Annotated in this window: 12 protein-coding genes; 8 read left to right on the forward strand and 4 right to left on the reverse strand. The window is 55.5% G+C overall.

Features of this window, described 5'->3' with window-relative positions; all coding sequences use genetic code 11:
* Nucleotides 1–122: 122 nt before the first annotated feature.
* Complete coding sequence (gene ilvC / locus SB13_RS04855) at nt 123–1,601, forward strand: ketol-acid reductoisomerase (protein ID WP_026739274.1); 1,479 nt, start codon at nt 123–125, stop codon at nt 1,599–1,601.
* A 137-nt stretch (nt 1,602–1,738) separates the two neighbouring features.
* Here ilvC and ppiC read toward each other — a convergent pair whose 3' ends face one another.
* A complete protein-coding gene (gene ppiC, locus SB13_RS04860; RefSeq protein WP_026739275.1) occupies nt 1,739–2,020 on the reverse strand; it encodes a peptidylprolyl isomerase PpiC in 282 nt (93 codons plus the stop codon).
* Between the two features lie 161 nt (nt 2,021–2,181).
* Here ppiC and rep point away from each other — a divergent pair, with 161 nt between their 5' ends.
* Nucleotides 2,182–4,206, forward strand: coding sequence for a DNA helicase Rep (rep, locus tag SB13_RS04865; RefSeq protein WP_026739276.1), 2,025 nt, complete (start codon nt 2,182–2,184; stop codon nt 4,204–4,206).
* A gap of 147 nt (nt 4,207–4,353) precedes the next feature.
* Here rep and SB13_RS04870 read toward each other — a convergent pair whose 3' ends face one another.
* From SB13_RS04870 to rhlB, 3 genes are all read right to left on the reverse strand, one after another.
* Complete coding sequence (locus tag SB13_RS04870) at nt 4,354–6,165, reverse strand: glycosyl hydrolase family 28 protein (protein WP_026739277.1); 1,812 nt, start codon at nt 6,163–6,165, stop codon at nt 4,354–4,356.
* A 171-nt stretch (nt 6,166–6,336) separates the two neighbouring features.
* Nucleotides 6,337–7,833, reverse strand: a complete 1,497-nt coding sequence (gppA, locus tag SB13_RS04875; protein WP_026739278.1) for a guanosine-5'-triphosphate,3'-diphosphate diphosphatase — start codon at nt 7,831–7,833, stop codon at nt 6,337–6,339.
* Nucleotides 7,834–7,846: 13 nt separating this feature from the next.
* A complete protein-coding gene (rhlB, locus tag SB13_RS04880) occupies nt 7,847–9,136 on the reverse strand; it encodes an ATP-dependent RNA helicase RhlB (RefSeq protein ID WP_026739279.1) in 1,290 nt (429 codons plus the stop codon).
* Nucleotides 9,137–9,262: 126 nt separating this feature from the next.
* Between rhlB and trxA the strand changes: the two genes are divergently transcribed.
* The 6 genes from trxA to wecC all read left to right on the forward strand — a co-directional run bounded on the left by trxA (nt 9,263) and on the right by wecC (nt 16,101).
* Complete coding sequence (trxA, locus tag SB13_RS04885; RefSeq protein WP_026739280.1) at nt 9,263–9,589, forward strand: thioredoxin TrxA; 327 nt, start codon at nt 9,263–9,265, stop codon at nt 9,587–9,589.
* Nucleotides 9,590–10,016: 427 nt separating this feature from the next.
* Nucleotides 10,017–11,276, forward strand: coding sequence for a transcription termination factor Rho (rho, locus tag SB13_RS04890; RefSeq protein WP_026739281.1), 1,260 nt, complete (start codon nt 10,017–10,019; stop codon nt 11,274–11,276).
* Between the two features lie 230 nt (nt 11,277–11,506).
* Nucleotides 11,507–12,601, forward strand: a complete 1,095-nt coding sequence (gene wecA / locus SB13_RS04895; RefSeq protein ID WP_026739282.1) for a UDP-N-acetylglucosamine--undecaprenyl-phosphate N-acetylglucosaminephosphotransferase — start codon at nt 11,507–11,509, stop codon at nt 12,599–12,601.
* A gap of 12 nt (nt 12,602–12,613) precedes the next feature.
* Nucleotides 12,614–13,657 carry an ECA polysaccharide chain length modulation protein gene (gene wzzE, locus SB13_RS04900; RefSeq protein ID WP_036151426.1) on the forward strand — a complete coding sequence of 348 codons (1,044 nt, stop codon included), beginning with the start codon at nt 12,614–12,616 and terminating at the stop codon, nt 13,655–13,657.
* 54 nt (nt 13,658–13,711) lie between these two features.
* On the forward strand, nt 13,712–14,842 hold the full coding sequence (gene wecB / locus SB13_RS04905; RefSeq protein ID WP_026739284.1) for a non-hydrolyzing UDP-N-acetylglucosamine 2-epimerase: 1,131 nt from the start codon (nt 13,712–13,714) through the stop codon (nt 14,840–14,842).
* Complete coding sequence (gene wecC / locus SB13_RS04910; RefSeq protein WP_026739285.1) at nt 14,839–16,101, forward strand: UDP-N-acetyl-D-mannosamine dehydrogenase; 1,263 nt, start codon at nt 14,839–14,841, stop codon at nt 16,099–16,101. The genes wecB and wecC overlap by 4 nt, the downstream gene beginning before the upstream one ends.
* Nucleotides 16,102–16,106: the final 5 nt, after the last annotated feature.

Below are 16,106 nucleotides of genomic sequence, written 5' to 3' on the forward strand. Positions count from 1 at the left end.
GTTGTTAATATATCAATTTAAGCAATGCAAATCCTGTCATATGATGTGTCTATTCCGGGGCCGCCGAGGCGGCAACCCAAAGAAACAACGGCAACCAACACATCATTATGGAGCATCTCCACATGGCTAACTACTTTGATACCTTGAACCTGCGTCAGAAGCTGGCGCAATTGGGTAAATGTCGCTTTATGAATCGCGACGAATTTGCTGATGAAGCTAACTACCTCAAGGGCAAAAAAGTCGTGATCGTGGGATGTGGCGCTCAGGGGCTAAACCAGGGGCTGAACATGCGCGATTCCGGTCTGGATATCGCTTATGCCCTGCGTAAAGAAGCTATTGCCGAGAAGCGTGCGTCATGGCGTAAAGCGACCGAAAACGGTTTTACCGTCGGCACTTATGAAGACCTGATCCCGCAGGCGGATCTGGTGGTCAACCTGACGCCGGACAAACAGCACTCCTCCGTGGTACAGGCCGTACAGCCACTGATGAAACAGGGCGCTGCGCTGGGTTACTCTCACGGTTTCAACATCGTGGAAGTCGGCGAGCAAGTGCGTAAAGACATTACCGTCGTGATGGTTGCGCCGAAATGCCCGGGCACGGAAGTGCGTGAAGAGTACAAACGTGGTTTCGGCGTGCCGACCCTGATCGCGGTTCATCCGGAAAACGATCCGAAAGGCGAAGGCATGGCGATTGCCAAAGCCTGGGCCGCAGCGACCGGCGGTCATCGTGCGGGCGTTCTGGAATCCTCCTTCGTGGCTGAAGTTAAATCCGACCTGATGGGCGAACAGACTATCCTGTGCGGCATGCTGCAGGCGGGTTCTCTGCTGAGCTTCGACAAACTGGTCGCAGACGGCGTTGAACCAGCCTATGCGGAAAAACTGATTCAGTACGGTTGGGAAACCATCACCGAAGCGCTGAAACAGGGCGGTATTTCTTTGATGATGGATCGCCTGTCTAACCCGGCGAAACTGCGTGCTTACGCGCTGTCTGAACAGCTGAAAACCCTGATGGCGCCCCTGTTCCAGAAACACATGGACGACATCATCTCCGGCGCGTTTTCCCGTGGCATGATGGACGACTGGGCCAACGGTGACGTGAAGCTGCTGACCTGGCGTGAAGAGACCGGCAAAACCGCGTTCGAAAACGCACCGCAGTTCGAAGGCAAGATCAGCGAGCAGGAATACTTCGACAACGGCGTGCTGATGATCGCCATGGTGAAAGCCGGGGTTGAGCTGGCGTTCGAAACAATGGTGAGCTCCGGTATCATCGAAGAGTCCGCTTACTACGAATCTCTGCACGAACTGCCGTTGATCGCGAACACCATCGCCCGTAAGCGTCTGTACGAAATGAACGTGGTTATTTCCGACACCGCTGAATACGGTAACTACCTGTTTGCCAACGCCGCGGTGCCGCTGCTGAAAGAGAAATTCATGAGCAGCCTGCAGCCGGGCGATATCGGTAAATCCGTTGCCGCTACCGCCGTTGACAACGCGCAGCTGCGTGACGTCAATGAAGCCATCCGCAACCATCCTATCGAAGTCGTCGGTAAGAAACTGCGTGGCTACATGACCGATATGAAACGCATTGCGGTTGCCGGATAATTCTTAACGTCGATAAGACGTTATCCCGGTAATAACAAAGGGCGNAACGAAAGTTGCGCCCTTTTTGATCGTGCCCATCCCCAACGGAATCAGCGCGAGAGCGGCGGATGGATCACCCGTCAGCCCGGTTCTCGAGATTAACGGCGATAGAGCACTTTGATGATGTGGTAGCCGAACTGGGTTTTGACCGGTCCGCAGGGCTTGAGCAGCTCGCAGGAGAACACGGCTTTATCAAACGTCGGCACCATATCGCCCTGACGAAATTCGCCCAGGTCGCCGCCGTTGCGTTTTGACGGGCAGGTGGAAAACTTCTTGGCCAACTGCTGGAAGTCCGCGCCTTGTTCTAACTGGGCCAGAATGTCGTTGGCCTGCTGTTCCGTATCAACCAGAATGTGCAGCGCCGAGGCTGTTTTTGCCATGGTATATACCTTTTTAATCGGGGGTTGCTGGCAGGCACTGTAACCCGCGTCCAATACCAATAGCAATGCGCCGTGTCTCGTCGGCGATCGGTTCTGCCACTCTTCCCAGCGCGAGTTTTGCTACAATCGCCTTCCGTTTGAACAAAGAGCAAGACAGATCCATGCGTTTAAATCCCAGCCAACAACACGCCGTCGAGTTCGTGAGCGGTCCCTGCCTGGTCCTGGCCGGCGCCGGTTCCGGCAAAACGCGCGTCATCACGCAAAAGATAGCCCATCTGATACGGGAGTGCGGCTATCAGGCGCGGAATATCGCGGCGGTCACCTTTACCAACAAGGCGGCTCGCGAGATGAAAGAGCGCGTGGCGCAGACGCTGGGGCGGAAAGAGAGTCGCGGCCTGATGATTGCGACTTTTCACACGCTGGGACTGGAGATTATCAAGCGCGAATATGCCGCGCTGAACATGAAATCCAATTTTTCCCTGTTCGACGATCAGGATCAGCTGGCGCTGCTCAAGGAGCTCACGGAAACCTGGCTGCAAAATGATAAAGAGTTGCTGCAACAGCTGATCTCGACGATCTCCAACTGGAAAAACGATCTGATCGAACCGGCTCAGGCCGCGGCGCTGGCGCGATCCGAGCGGGATCGTCTATTTGCGCACTGCTACCAGCTCTACAGCGAACATCTGCGCGCCTGCAACGTGTTGGACTTTGACGATCTCATCCTGCTGCCGACGCTGTTGTTCCGGCGTGATGAACAGGCCCGCGAACGTTGGCAGCATCGCCTGCGCTATCTGCTGGTGGACGAATATCAGGACACGAACACCAGCCAGTACGAACTGGTCAAACAGTTGGTGGGTCGCCGCGCGCGCTTTACCGTGGTGGGTGATGACGACCAGTCGATTTACTCCTGGCGCGGCGCGCGTCCGCAGAACCTGGAGCTGCTGCAACACGATTTCCCTGCGTTGCAGGTGATTAAACTGGAGCAGAATTACCGTTCGTCCGGACGCATTCTGAAAGCGGCCAATATCCTGATCGCCAACAACCCGCATGTCTTCGAGAAACGACTCTACTCGGAGCTGGCGTACGGCAACGAGCTGAAGATTATTACCGCCAATAACGAGGATCATGAAGCCGAACGCGTCGTGGGCGAGCTGATCGCGCATCACTTCATCAATAAAACTCAGTATCGCGACTACGCTATTCTTTATCGCGGCAATCATCAGTCGCGGCTGTTCGAAAAGGTGCTGATGCAGAACCGCATTCCCTACAAAATTTCCGGTGGCAGCTCTTTCTTCTCTCGTCCGGAAATCAAGGATCTCTTGGCCTACCTGCGCGTGTTGACCAATGCTGACGACGACAGCGCGTTTCTGCGCATCGTGAATACGCCGAAAAGAGAAATCGGCCCGGCCACGCTGAAGAAGCTGGGTGAATGGGCGAATCAGCGCAACCGCAGCCTGTTTAACGCCAGCTTCGATGTGGGGCTCTCTCAGGTGCTGACCGGCCGCGGTCTCGAATCGCTCCAGCGTTTCACGCAGTGGCTGGCTGAGATTGCGCGTCAAACGGAGCGAGAGCCTGTGGCGGCGGTGCGCGATCTCATCCACGGGTTGGATTACGAAAGTTGGCTGTATGAAACCTCCCCCAGCCAGAAAGCGGCGGAAATGCGCATGAAAAACGTCAACCAGCTGTTTACCTGGATGACGGAGATGCTGGAGGGGAGCGATCTGGACGAGCCGATGACGCTGACGCAAGTCGTCACGCGCTTCACGTTGCGCGACATGATGGAGCGCAACGAAAGCGAAGAAGATCTCGACCAGGTGCAACTGATGACGCTGCATGCGTCTAAAGGGCTGGAGTTCCCCAATGTCTATCTGGTGGGGATGGAAGAAGGGTTGCTGCCGCATCAGACCAGTATCGATGAAGACAACGTCGATGAAGAGCGGCGATTGGCCTACGTCGGTATCACACGAGCGCAAAAGGAGCTGACCTTCACGATGTGTCGGGAGCGTCGCCAGTATGGTGAACTGATACGTCCGGAGCCGAGCCGTTTTCTGTTGGAATTGCCGCAGGATGACGTTCAGTGGGAAACGGTAAGAAAAGTCGTGAGTGCGCAGGAGCGGATGCAAAAGGGGCAAGGGCATCTGGCGAATATTCGTGAGCAGCTGGCGAAGGCCAGAGAGAAAAAGTAGTCAGGCCGTTACGCCGCCGGAGAAGCCGAACGCCGGGTGATTGTTGTTGACGAGGAGCACGTGTCGTTTTCCCCATAGATGTGTGCGTGGTGCTGAAATGAAAACGCCAGGCGAGATGACTCGCCTGGCGGAAAGCAGGTTGCGCTATTACTGGGTCCGCGTTTTGCCTTCAATGGTCACGTTTTTCACCGTGCCGATTTTCCACGGCGTCGTGCCGTTAAGCAGATTCGTGAAGGCCACATGGCTGAACGTGCTGTCTTGCATATCGTTTATGGAGGCCGGAGGGACGCTGTCCAGTTTCACGTTGCTGAAATTCAGCTGACTGTGCCAAATCCCCTTCGCACTGTCGCCCACAACCTCAATCGACGGATAGGCGCCGGACGTGCCCTGTACGGTGACGTTGCTGACCGCAAAGTCGTAGAAGCGGGCGGGCGTTTTGGCTGCCGGGTAATCTACGGTCGCGTTCGAGTCCGAATAGCTCAGCGTGACGACCACCGCCTGTTTAACGATGTTCTTCATCGCATTGTTACGAAATACCACGCCATGTGCGCCCCCGCCGATATCCGGCGCGCTTTTGGCGCGCAAGCCCACGTCGGTTTTCTGCATCACGTTGTTCTCCGCCACAATATCTTGTATCCAGGCCCCGGTATGGCTGCCGGTCACTATCGCGCCATGTCCCATACGGAAATAGTTGTTGAACAGCCATGCGCCTTTCATCGGCTCTTGCTGGTTGGCGTTTTCGCCGGTGCCGGCGGCGAAGTTGATGCAGTCATCGCCGGTGTCGAAGACGTTGTTAAACGCCATCACGTTCTGGCTGTTGCCAAACTCCACTCCGTCGGCGTTGTTGGCGTCATAGGTCTGATGCGTCAGGCCATTCACCACCGCATTGTGGTTTTCCAACAGCATAATGCCGTGGAACGCCGGATTCCGGACGGTAAAGTCCGCGAGGTAGACGTTTTCCACACCGCGTAGCGTCATCAGGCTGGAGCGGCCCTGGCCGTAGGCCAGTTTCGCGTCAACGCCATTATTGACCAGCTTATCCACCTGATTTTTAGCCAAAATACCATCCTGGCTCACTTTGCTGCTATTGCTGGCGACGTATTGCGGCAGCGCCGTGCGGGCTTCGTCCGTCACCGTGGCGGTGGTTGCACGCTTCCAGCCATTGCCGTCGATAACGCCCTGACCCACGATACGGATGTTCTTGAACGTCCCCGGCGTACTGCTGTTTTGGTCGATCGCATTAATTAATGAAGCCGGGCGGGTAAAGGTGGAGTAGGGGTATAGCTTATAGCCGTCAGGATAATCGCTGGGGTTGTCCGACCCCAGCAGCGTCGCCCCCTTGACCAGATTAAGCGTCATGTTGCTTTTCAGCCATAACGCGCCGGTTTTGAATACGCCGGCAGGAATGTCTACCCGACAGCCCGGTTTGCACGCATTAATGGCTTTCTGGATAGCGGCCGTATTCAGCGTCACGCCATCGCCTTTTGCGCCATATCGAGTGATGTTCAGCACCTGCGGCGTGCTGGCGGTTTTTGCGGTAACGGCGTTGCTGTCACCGGATACGGTGCCGTCGGCATAAACGACTCGAACGGTAAATTGATACTCGGTATTGGCCTTCAGATTATCGATTCGCGCGTTATGTATCACGATCCGATGCTGGAAGTTGGCGGTGTCATTCTTGTAAAACGCCGATAGGTAGCGGCCGGTGGGGGCGTTGGACGCGTTCATCTTGCTCGCCAGACCGATAAGCCGTCCGCCCTGATAAATCTGATAGTCGACGATGTTGGATGTGTCTTCCGGCGCGTCCCACACTAACACAATGCTGTGGTCATCATACGCCAGCGTCGGTACGCGCAGCTGTTGGGGAAGGTTATCGGCACCTGACGATGCGCAAGTAAACAGTAACAATGCGGCGGCCGCGCTCTGGGAATAGCGCCCGGGCAGGGAGAATCCTTTCATCCTTAATCCTTCATTTTTGAAAATTAGGTGTATGCCGTAATGACGAGTTGTTAGGAAAACGTGCGTTACGGCGGCGATACGTCCTGTATCGATTCAGGGCAGCAAAAACATCGCAGATTTTGAGGCGCGAGGGAAGGCAAGGGCAACAAAATGTTACCCTTTACCGACTGATCAGGCAGGGCTTTCTTCAATAATGAGCGGCCAGTGCACATAGCTTTGCCAGCGACTCTCCTGCTCCAGCATTTCGGCCCGTAGCGGATACTGGGATAGCCATCCGGCAGGTAAAATGACCCGCAGCGTTTCGCCTTCTGCGCGTAGTCTGACGGCCGGCAGCGTATCGTCCCGGCGGCGACTCGCGAAAATAATCGCCAGTCGCAGCAGGCGACATAAATGCTGTGCCTGGCTCACCGGCAGCGCGTTTTGCTGCGTCAGCGGAATAGGATCGAGCGTATTGCACTGATTGTGGAGCAGAGTGGCTAGCAGTTTTTTCTGAGCGGGTGTAAAACCAGGGAGATCGCTATTACGGATGAGATAGGCGGCGTGATGGGAAGCCTGACGGAAGTCGATGCTGAGTCCGATCTCGTGAATCAGACTCGCGCTGCGCAGAAGCTCCCGACATCGATCGTCCAATTGCCAGTCCTGGACCAGCTGCTGTGCGAAATTGTCCGCCAGCGCGCTGACGCGCCGCGCCTGCTCGGCATCAAGAAGATAGCGCTGTTGCAGATTATGCAAGGTGCGGGAGCGGATATCCTGTCCGATGGGCAAATGCAGCATGCCATACACCAGTCCTTCGCGGAGCGCGCCGCCGGCTAACGTCATGGTTTGGATGCCCAGTTCGTGAAAGATCGCCAGCAGGATGGACAGGCCGCTTGGGAAAACCAGCGCGCGTTCCAGCGTCAATCCGTCGATTTCGAGTTCTTCCAGCTTGCCGCATTGGATCGCGCGCAGTTTGAGCTGCTGTAGCTTCGTCAGCGTGATGTACTCATCCATCCCCTGAGCGACCATGATTTCCTGCAGCGCCTGTACGGTGCCGGAGGCCCCAACGCAGATCTGCCAGCCTTGCGCCAGCAGGCTTTCTTTTACCGTACGCACCATTTCACGTGCGGCTGCTTCAGCGCGGGCAAAATTGTCTTCGCCCAGATTTCGATCCGCGAAGTAGCGTTCCAGCCAGGTCACACAGCCCATCGGCAGGCTGAACAGCTGTTTGGTTTGCGCGCCGGTGCCTGTCGCCAGTTCGGTACTGCCACCGCCGATATCGACGACCAGCCGTTGTTCAGGACCGCCTGTCGTGTGGGCGACGCCCTGATAAATGAGTCGAGCTTCTTCTTCTCCGCTGATCACCTGCACCGGCACGCCCAAAATGCGTTTAGCCTTGTCCAGAAACTCGTCGGNGTTGGCAGCGAGCCTGAGGGTCGCCGTTGCGACGACACGCACCTGATCCTGCGGAATATCCTGCAGGTGTTCCGAGAACAGTTTCAGGCACTGCCAGCCGCGCTCCATCGCTTCCATGGACAGGCAACTTTGCTTGTCCAGTCCAGCGGCCAGTCGCACTTTGCGTTTGATGCGGGACATGGTCTGTATGCTGCCGGCGACTTCCCGGACGACCAGCATATGAAAGCTGTTGGAGCCTAAATCAATGGCGGCGTAGAGCGAAGAAGAACTTAGCATCGACATGAGAGCATCAACCCTGCCGTCTACGGTTGTTGTTACGAGGACCACTGCTGCGTCGCTGTGAATTCTGGCGACGTGGACCGGAGGCAGAGCGTGGACGCGTCAGGCGTTTTGGCGGCGGAAAATCACTCAGCAGCGCTTCGCTATTGTATTTGCTGACCGGAATACGGTGTCCTGTGTACTCTTCAATCGCCGGCAGGTTCAGCGCGTACTCTTCGCAGGCCAGGCTGATGGAACAACCGCTTGCGCCGGCACGGCCGGTTCGACCGATACGGTGAACATAATCTTCGCAATCATCCGGTAAATCGTAGTTGAAGACATGCGTGACCAGCGGAATATGGAGGCCGCGTGCGGCGACATCGGTCGCAACCAGAATATCGATATTGCCGTGGGTGAAATCTTCCAGAATGCGCAGGCGTTTTTTCTGCGGCACATCGCCGGTTAGCAGTCCGACGCGGTGACCATCTGCGGCCAGATGACCCCAAACGTCTTCGCAGCGATGCTTGGTATTGGCGAAGATGATGCAACGATCCGGCCACTCTTCTTCGATGAGGGTCTGCAGCAGACGCATCTTCTCTTCGTTAGACGGGTAGAACAGCTCTTCTTTGATCCGGTGACCGGTTTTCTGCTCCGGTTCCACTTCCACATATTCCGCGTTGTTCATTTGCTCGAAAGCAAGTTCACGAACACGGTAGGACAACGTGGCGGAAAACAGCATGTTGAGACGCTGATCGGTGGCGGGCATGCGTCGGAACAACCAACGGATATCTTTAATGAAGCCCAGATCGTACATGCGATCCGCTTCATCCAGCACCACAACCTGAATCGCGCCCAGATTGACGTAGTTCTGCTTGGCGTAGTCGATCAAACGACCGGTGGTGCCGATCAGAATATCAACGCCGCTCTCCAGCACCTTCAGCTGTTTGTCGTAGCCGTCGCCGCCGTAGGCCAGGCCCAATTTCAAACCGGTGGCCTGCGCCAGCGCTTCAGCGTCTGCGTGGATTTGCACGGCGAGTTCACGCGTCGGCGCCATAATCAGAGCGCGAGGCTGGTTGGTTTCGCGTTCAGCCGAAGCGGGATGGGAAAGCAGATAATGGAAAGTAGACGCCAGGAACGCCAGCGTCTTGCCGGTACCGGTTTGCGCTTGACCTGCGACATCACGGCCTGACAACGTCAGTGGTAATGTCAGTGCCTGAATCGGCGTACAGTTATGAAACCCTTTACTTTCAAGCGCTTCTATAACCTGCGGGTGCAGTGCGAAGTCGGAAAACTTCTGTTCGGTTAAGTGTGTTTTGCTCATAGTATGGTAGAATATCAGCTAACTATTGCTTTACGAAAGCGTATCCAGTGAAATAAGAAATAAAGCCAACCCCGAGGTTGGTTAATGCTACACCAACTGGTTGGACATAATCCTGCGGAGTAAAACATGAGCGATAAAATTATTCACCTGACCGACGGCACTTTCGATAAAGACGTATTGCAGGCCGAGGGCGTAACGCTGGTTGATTTCTGGGCTGAATGGTGTGGTCCTTGTAAAATGATCGCTCCCATTCTGAATGAAATCTCCGAGGAATACGCGGACAGATTAACTGTAGCCAAACTCAACATTGATGAAAACCCGGCTACGGCACCTAAATATGGTATTCGCGGAATCCCGACTTTGCTGCTGTTCAAAAATGGCGAAGTGGCGGCCACGAAAGTCGGCGCATTATCGAAAGGTCAGTTGAAAGAGTTCATCGAAGCTAACCTGTAATTCGTACTGAACAGGGCGGTTCCCTGGGCGTCTTTCGGCAATGAGAATTTCTCTTACTGACCGCTGGACGCCCACAGGGAAGCATGCTAGATTCATCCTCACTGCATATCGTACTTACCTGTAGTTTGAGCTCTTCGGGCTTGAGCCTAAAGTTAGAATCTAAAGCAATATTCTGTGTCAAAATCGGAAAAAGTCATTTAAGTTAACGATGTTCTTCCCCCCGGTTTGGCAATCTGACAGTTATAAATTAATTTGTTTTGAAGGTGTCTTCGATCTTTGCCGTGTGTATGCGCAGAGCCCGCATGATTCAGTCCGGCACAAAGCTGGCATTCGGTGATTGAAGGCCGTTATAAGAGGCACGGATGATCCTGCCATACCATTCACGTTAATAGTTCGAGATTTACCCCGAGTTTAAGAACCCACCACTATGAATCTTACCGAATTAAAGAATACGCCAGTTTCTGAGTTGATCACTCTTGGCGAAAATATGGGGCTGGAAAACCTGGCCCGCATGCGTAAACAGGACATTATTTTCGCCATACTGAAGCAGCATGCAAAGAGTGGCGAAGATATCTTCGGCGATGGTGTGCTGGAAATATTGCAGGATGGGTTTGGTTTTCTACGTTCCGCCGACAGCTCCTACCTCGCCGGTCCCGACGATATCTACGTTTCTCCCAGCCAAATCCGCCGCTTCAACCTCCGTACTGGCGATACCATTTCCGGTAAAATTCGCCCACCAAAAGAAGGCGAACGCTATTTCGCTCTGCTGAAAGTCAATGAAGTCAACTACGACAAACCGGAAAATGCCCGCAGTAAGATTCTGTTCGAAAACCTGACGCCGCTGCATGCCAACTCGCGTCTGCGTATGGAACGCGGCAACGGTTCGACGGAAGATTTGACGGCGCGCGTTCTGGACCTGGCTTCTCCGATTGGTCGCGGTCAGCGTGGTCTGATTGTGGCGCCGCCGAAAGCGGGTAAAACCATGCTGCTGCAGAATATTGCGCAGAGCATCGCTTACAATCACCCGGACTGCGTGTTGATGGTACTGCTGATCGACGAACGTCCGGAAGAAGTGACCGAGATGCAGCGTCTGGTGAAAGGCGAAGTGATCGCTTCCNCCTTCGACGAACCGGCATCTCGCCACGTTCAGGTTGCTGAAATGGTGATTGAGAAAGCGAAACGTCTGGTTGAGCACAAGAAAGACGTCATCATTCTGCTGGACTCCATCACCCGTCTGGCTCGCGCCTACAACACGGTCGTTCCGTCCTCCGGTAAAGTGTTGACCGGTGGGGTCGACGCTAACGCCCTGCATCGTCCGAAGCGTTTCTTCGGTGCGGCACGTAACGTTGAGGAAGGCGGTAGCCTGACCATTATCGCCACCGCGCTGGTCGATACCGGTTCGAAGATGGATGAAGTGATTTACGAAGAGTTTAAAGGTACCGGTAACATGGAACTGCACCTTTCTCGTAAAATCGCAGAAAAACGCGTCTTCCCGGCGATTGACTACAACCGTTCCGGTACGCGTAAAGAAGAGCTGCTTGCCAGCTCCGAAGAGCTGCAGAAAATGTGGATTCTTCGCAAGATCATCCACCCGATGGGAGAGATCGACGCCATGGAATTCCTGATTAACAAACTAGCCATGACGAAGACCAATGATGAGTTCTTCGACATGATGAAGCGTTCGTAAATTACGCTACCGGTTTGATAAAACGCCACGCTGAGTCGTGGCGTTTTTTATTTTGCTCTATAATGCTGGCGTGGAAGAGTTTTGGCGTAATCACGTGCTGCTTAACGCATCACTCCATGCCTTGCCCATATACCGTTTTGTCCTGTGCTTTTCATGCTTTGTCTATGAAAAGTTAGGTAAAAATAAGGCATTCATAAAACAGCCAGTTGTATTATCAAGCGCTGTAAATCGTGAACTTACTCATTATGAGTACTCAATTAGCGTCTACATTTCTGTTTTCTTTTCTTTTTCTGCTGCTGGCTCGCAAAGTGGCGAGAAAAAATGGGCTCGTTGATCGCCCTAACTTCCGTAAACGTCATCAGGGACTGATACCGTTGGTGGGAGGAATTTCGGTTTATGCCGGGGTCTGCTTCACTTTTCTCATGACCGATGACTATATTCCGCATGCTCGCCTCTATCTGGTTTGCGCGGGCATTCTAGTCGTCGTCGGCGCGCTCGACGATCGCTATGATATCAGCGTGCGGCTTCGCGCGACGGTACAGGCCGCGGTCGCGGCGGCGATGATGGGGTTTGCCGGTCTGACGCTTCAGCACCTGGGGTATATCTTTGGGGACTGGAATCTGAGTCTGGGGCCTTTCAACTATTTGCTGACGCTTTTCGCCGTTTGGGCTGCGATAAATGCGTTCAATATGGTTGATGGCATCGACGGGCTATTGGGCGGGCTGTCCAGCGTGTCATTCGGCGCGATCGGCATTCTGCTTTATCACAGCGGAAACCACAGCCTGGCGCTGTGGAGTTTCTCGATGATTGCCGCGACCTTACCCTATATCCTCCTGAATCTCGGCGCTTTCGGCCGACGGTACAAAGTCTTCATGGGCGATGCGGGCAGCACCATGATGGGCTTTACGGCAATCTGGCTCCTGTTGCAAAGTACGCAGGGAGAAGCCCCCCCGATCAACCCGGTGACGGCGTTGTGGATCATCGCCATACCGCTGATGGATATGGTCGCCATCATGTATCGTCGTCTGCGCAAAGGCATGAGCCCTTTTTCCGCGGATCGACAGCATATCCACCATCTGATCATGCGGGCAGGTTTCACCTCTCGTCAGGCGTTTGTGCTGATTACGCTGTCAGCCGCTGCGTTGGCGGCGATAGGCATGGCGGGAGAGTTTCTGCCATTTATTCCTGAATGGCTGATGCTAGCCTTATTCCTGCTCATGTTCTCCCTCTACGGCTTCTGCCTGAAGCGTGCGTGGCGGGTGGCGCGTTTTGTGAAGCGGGTAAAACGTCAGCTGCGCGAGCGGTCTTACTCTCAACCACGATAATCTGGGGATAGAATGAGTACAGAGAATCACGTTGTCCGGCATAACCAGTGGGATAATGAACTGGATATCCGCGGCCTGTTCCGGGCGCTTTGGCAAGGAAAACGCTGGATCGCCGGTTCAGCCATAATGTTTGCGGCCCTGGCTATGCTGTATGCCTGGCTCGCGCCGCAAGAGTGGAGCGCCACGGCGATCACGGATAAACCCACCGTGAATATGTTAGGCGGTTTCTACTCGCAGCAGCAGTTCCTTCGCAACCTGGATGCCAAATCTTTTGCGACCCCGCCCGCAGAGCAGCCTCCTATCACTGCGGAAGCCTACGCGGAGTTTGTGATGCAGACCGCGGCGTACGATACACGACGTGATTTCTGGCTACAGTCTGCCTATTATCGTGCGCATCAAAAAGGCGACGCGAGAGCGGACGCCGCGTTGCTGGACGAATTGGTCGATCAGATTCAGTTCACGCCGTATGACGAAGCCAAAAAAACCAACGATAGCGTGAAACTGACGGCGGAAACGTCGGCCGATGCGAATGTCCTGTTGCGCCAGTACATTGCATTCGCCAGCCAGCGCGCCGCGTCGCACCTTAACGAGGCGCTTGATGGCGCTTGGGCGGCTCGCNCTGTTTTTATGCGTTCGCAGATCAAGCAGCAGGAATCCGTCGCGAAAGCGGCCTACGATCGTGAGCTGCACGTCGTCGAACTGGCTTTGCAGGCCGCTCGCCAGCAAGGGATTCGCCAGAATGCGGCGGACACGCCCGCCAACCAGCTGCCGCCTTCTGAGCTTTTCCTGCTGGGCGTGCCGATGTTACAAGCGCGACTGGAGCTTTTGCAGGCCGGCGGCCCGCAATATGACAGCGATTACGACCGAAACCGGGCGCTGCTGAATACGCTGCTGGTGGGACCTGTGGTTGAAAAGCAGTTCCAAACCTACCGCTATCTCCGCACGCCGGAAGAGCCGGTGAAACGCGACAGCCCGCGTCGCCTGCTGCTGCTGGTCATGTGGGGCAGCGTGGGATTGGTGATTGGCGCAGGCGTAGCATTGGCGCGTCGTCGCTGACAGGTGTTGCCTGTGGCGGAACGCCCTATTTTATCTGACTAAAGAGCATCGAATGTGAAAGTCCTGACGGTTTTCGGCACCCGCCCAGAAGCAATTAAAATGGCGCCATTGATCCACGCATTGGCTCAGGATGCGTTTTTTGAGTCAAGAGTCTGCGTCACGGCTCAGCACCGGGAAATGCTGGATCAGGTCCTGGAACTGTTTGGGATTGAGCCCGACTTTGATCTCAACATTATGCAACCGGGGCAGGGGCTTAGCGAGATCTCATGCCGTATCCTCTCGGGGCTGAAACCTGTTTTAGAGGCGTTCCGTCCCGATCTGGTGCTGGTGCACGGCGACACGTCTACCACGCTGATGGCCAGCTTGGCCGCGTTCTATCAGCGCATTCCGGTCGGGCATGTCGAAGCGGGGCTGAGAACGGGCGATATCTTTGCGCCTTGGCCGGAAGAGGCGAATCGAACGCTCACCGGCCATCTGGCGCAGTACCACTTTGCGCCGACAGACAGCGCCCGGTTGAACCTGCTCAAAGAAAACGTGCCTGACGCCGCCATCAAAGTGACCGGTAACACGGTGATTGATGCGCTATTCTGGGTTCGGGACCTCATCGCCCGCGATCCTAAACTGAACCAGCCGTTACAGGCGCAGTACGCCTTTTTGTCCGAACAGCGCAAAATGATCCTGGTTACGGGCCACCGTCGGGAAAGTTTCGGCGATGGTTTCGAGCGGATATGCAGCGCTCTGGCCGCCATCGCCCAGCGTCACCCGGACGTCCAGATTGTGTATCCGGTGCACCTCAATCCCAACGTCAGCGAGCCGGTAAATCGCATTCTTAGCGGCATCGACAATATTTTCCTGATACCGCCACAAAATTATCTGCCGTTTGTTTATCTGATGAACCGGGCTTACCTGATTCTGACGGATTCGGGCGGCATTCAGGAGGAGGCGCCTTCGCTCGGGAAGCCGGTCCTGGTCATGAGAGACACAACCGAACGGCCAGAGGCGTTGGCATCTGGCGTCGTGCGGCTAGTCGGCACCGATGCGACGAAGATTTTGCATAACGTCTCGGCGCTGCTGACGGATGAGTCAGCCTACCTGTCCATGAGTCAGGCGCAGAATCCCTATGGCGACGGTCACGCCAGCCAGCGTATCCTCGCGGCATTAAAAGAAAATCAGGTAATATCATGAGTTTTAATACAATTTCAGTCATTGGCTTGGGGTATATCGGTTTGCCCACAGCCGCGGCATTTGCATCGCGGCAGCACAGCGTGGTGGGGGTTGATGTTAATCGCCGCGCCGTGGAGACGATCAATCGCGGCGAAATTCACATTGTTGAGCCGGATCTGGAACAAGTGGTCAGCACGGCCGTGGCCGAAGGTTATCTGCGCGCCTCTGAGCGCCCCGTGCCTGCCGATGCCTTTCTTATCGCCGTACCGACGCCGTTTAAGGGCGACCACGAGCCGGACCTGAGCTACGTTCGCGCGGCCGTTGAGTCTATCGCTCCCGTGCTGGTGCCCGGCAATCTGGTCATTCTGGAGTCGACCTCTCCGGTCGGCACGACCGAACAAATGGCCGAGTGGCTGGCGCAGGCGCGTCCTGACCTGACGTTTCCACAACAGGTTGGCGACGCGGCGCAAATCAATGTGGCGTACTGCCCGGAACGCGTATTACCCGGGAAAGTGATGGTGGAGCTGATCAAAAATGACCGCGTCGTAGGCGGCATGACGCCGACCTGTTCGGCGCGCGCCTGTAAGCTCTATCGTCTCTTTCTGGAAGGTGAGTGTGTGGTTACTAACTCCCGCACCGCTGAAATGTGCAAGCTGACGGAAAACAGCTTCCGCGATGTGAACATCGCCTTCGCCAACGAGCTTTCGCTCATTTGCGATGAACAGCAGATCGACGTTTGGGAACTCATCCGATTGGCAAACCGCCACCCTCGCGTCAATATCCTGCAGCCGGGGCCGGGCGTCGGCGGTCACTGCATAGCGGTCGACCCCTGGTTTATCGTGGCGCAAAATCCCGCGTTGGCGCGGCTGATCCATACCGCCCGGCTGGTCAACGACGCCAAGCCGCAGTGGGTGGTGGACCAGGTGAAAGCGGCCGTCGCCGAAGCGTTAGTGAATACTGACAAACGTCCGAGCGAGCTTCGCGTGGCCTGTTTCGGGCTGGCGTTCAAACCCGATATTGACGACTTACGCGAAAGTCCGGCGCTGGATGTCGCGACCCGGATTGCCGAATGGCATACGGGAGAAACGCTGCTCGTCGAGCCGAATATCCGCCAGTTGCCTGATTCGCTGCGTGAGAAGGCGACGTTGGNGGACTGCGCCACTGCCTTACAAGCCGCTGATGTATTGGTCATGCTGGTCGATCACCGTGCGTTCCGCGCGATTGCGCCCGAACAGGTCAGCCAACGTTGGGTGGTGGACACCAAAGGCGTGTGGCGATAGCCGCC

It is taken from the genome of Lonsdalea quercina subsp. quercina, from assembly GCF_000688695.1.
Lineage (GTDB): Bacteria > Pseudomonadota > Gammaproteobacteria > Enterobacterales > Enterobacteriaceae > Lonsdalea > Lonsdalea quercina_D.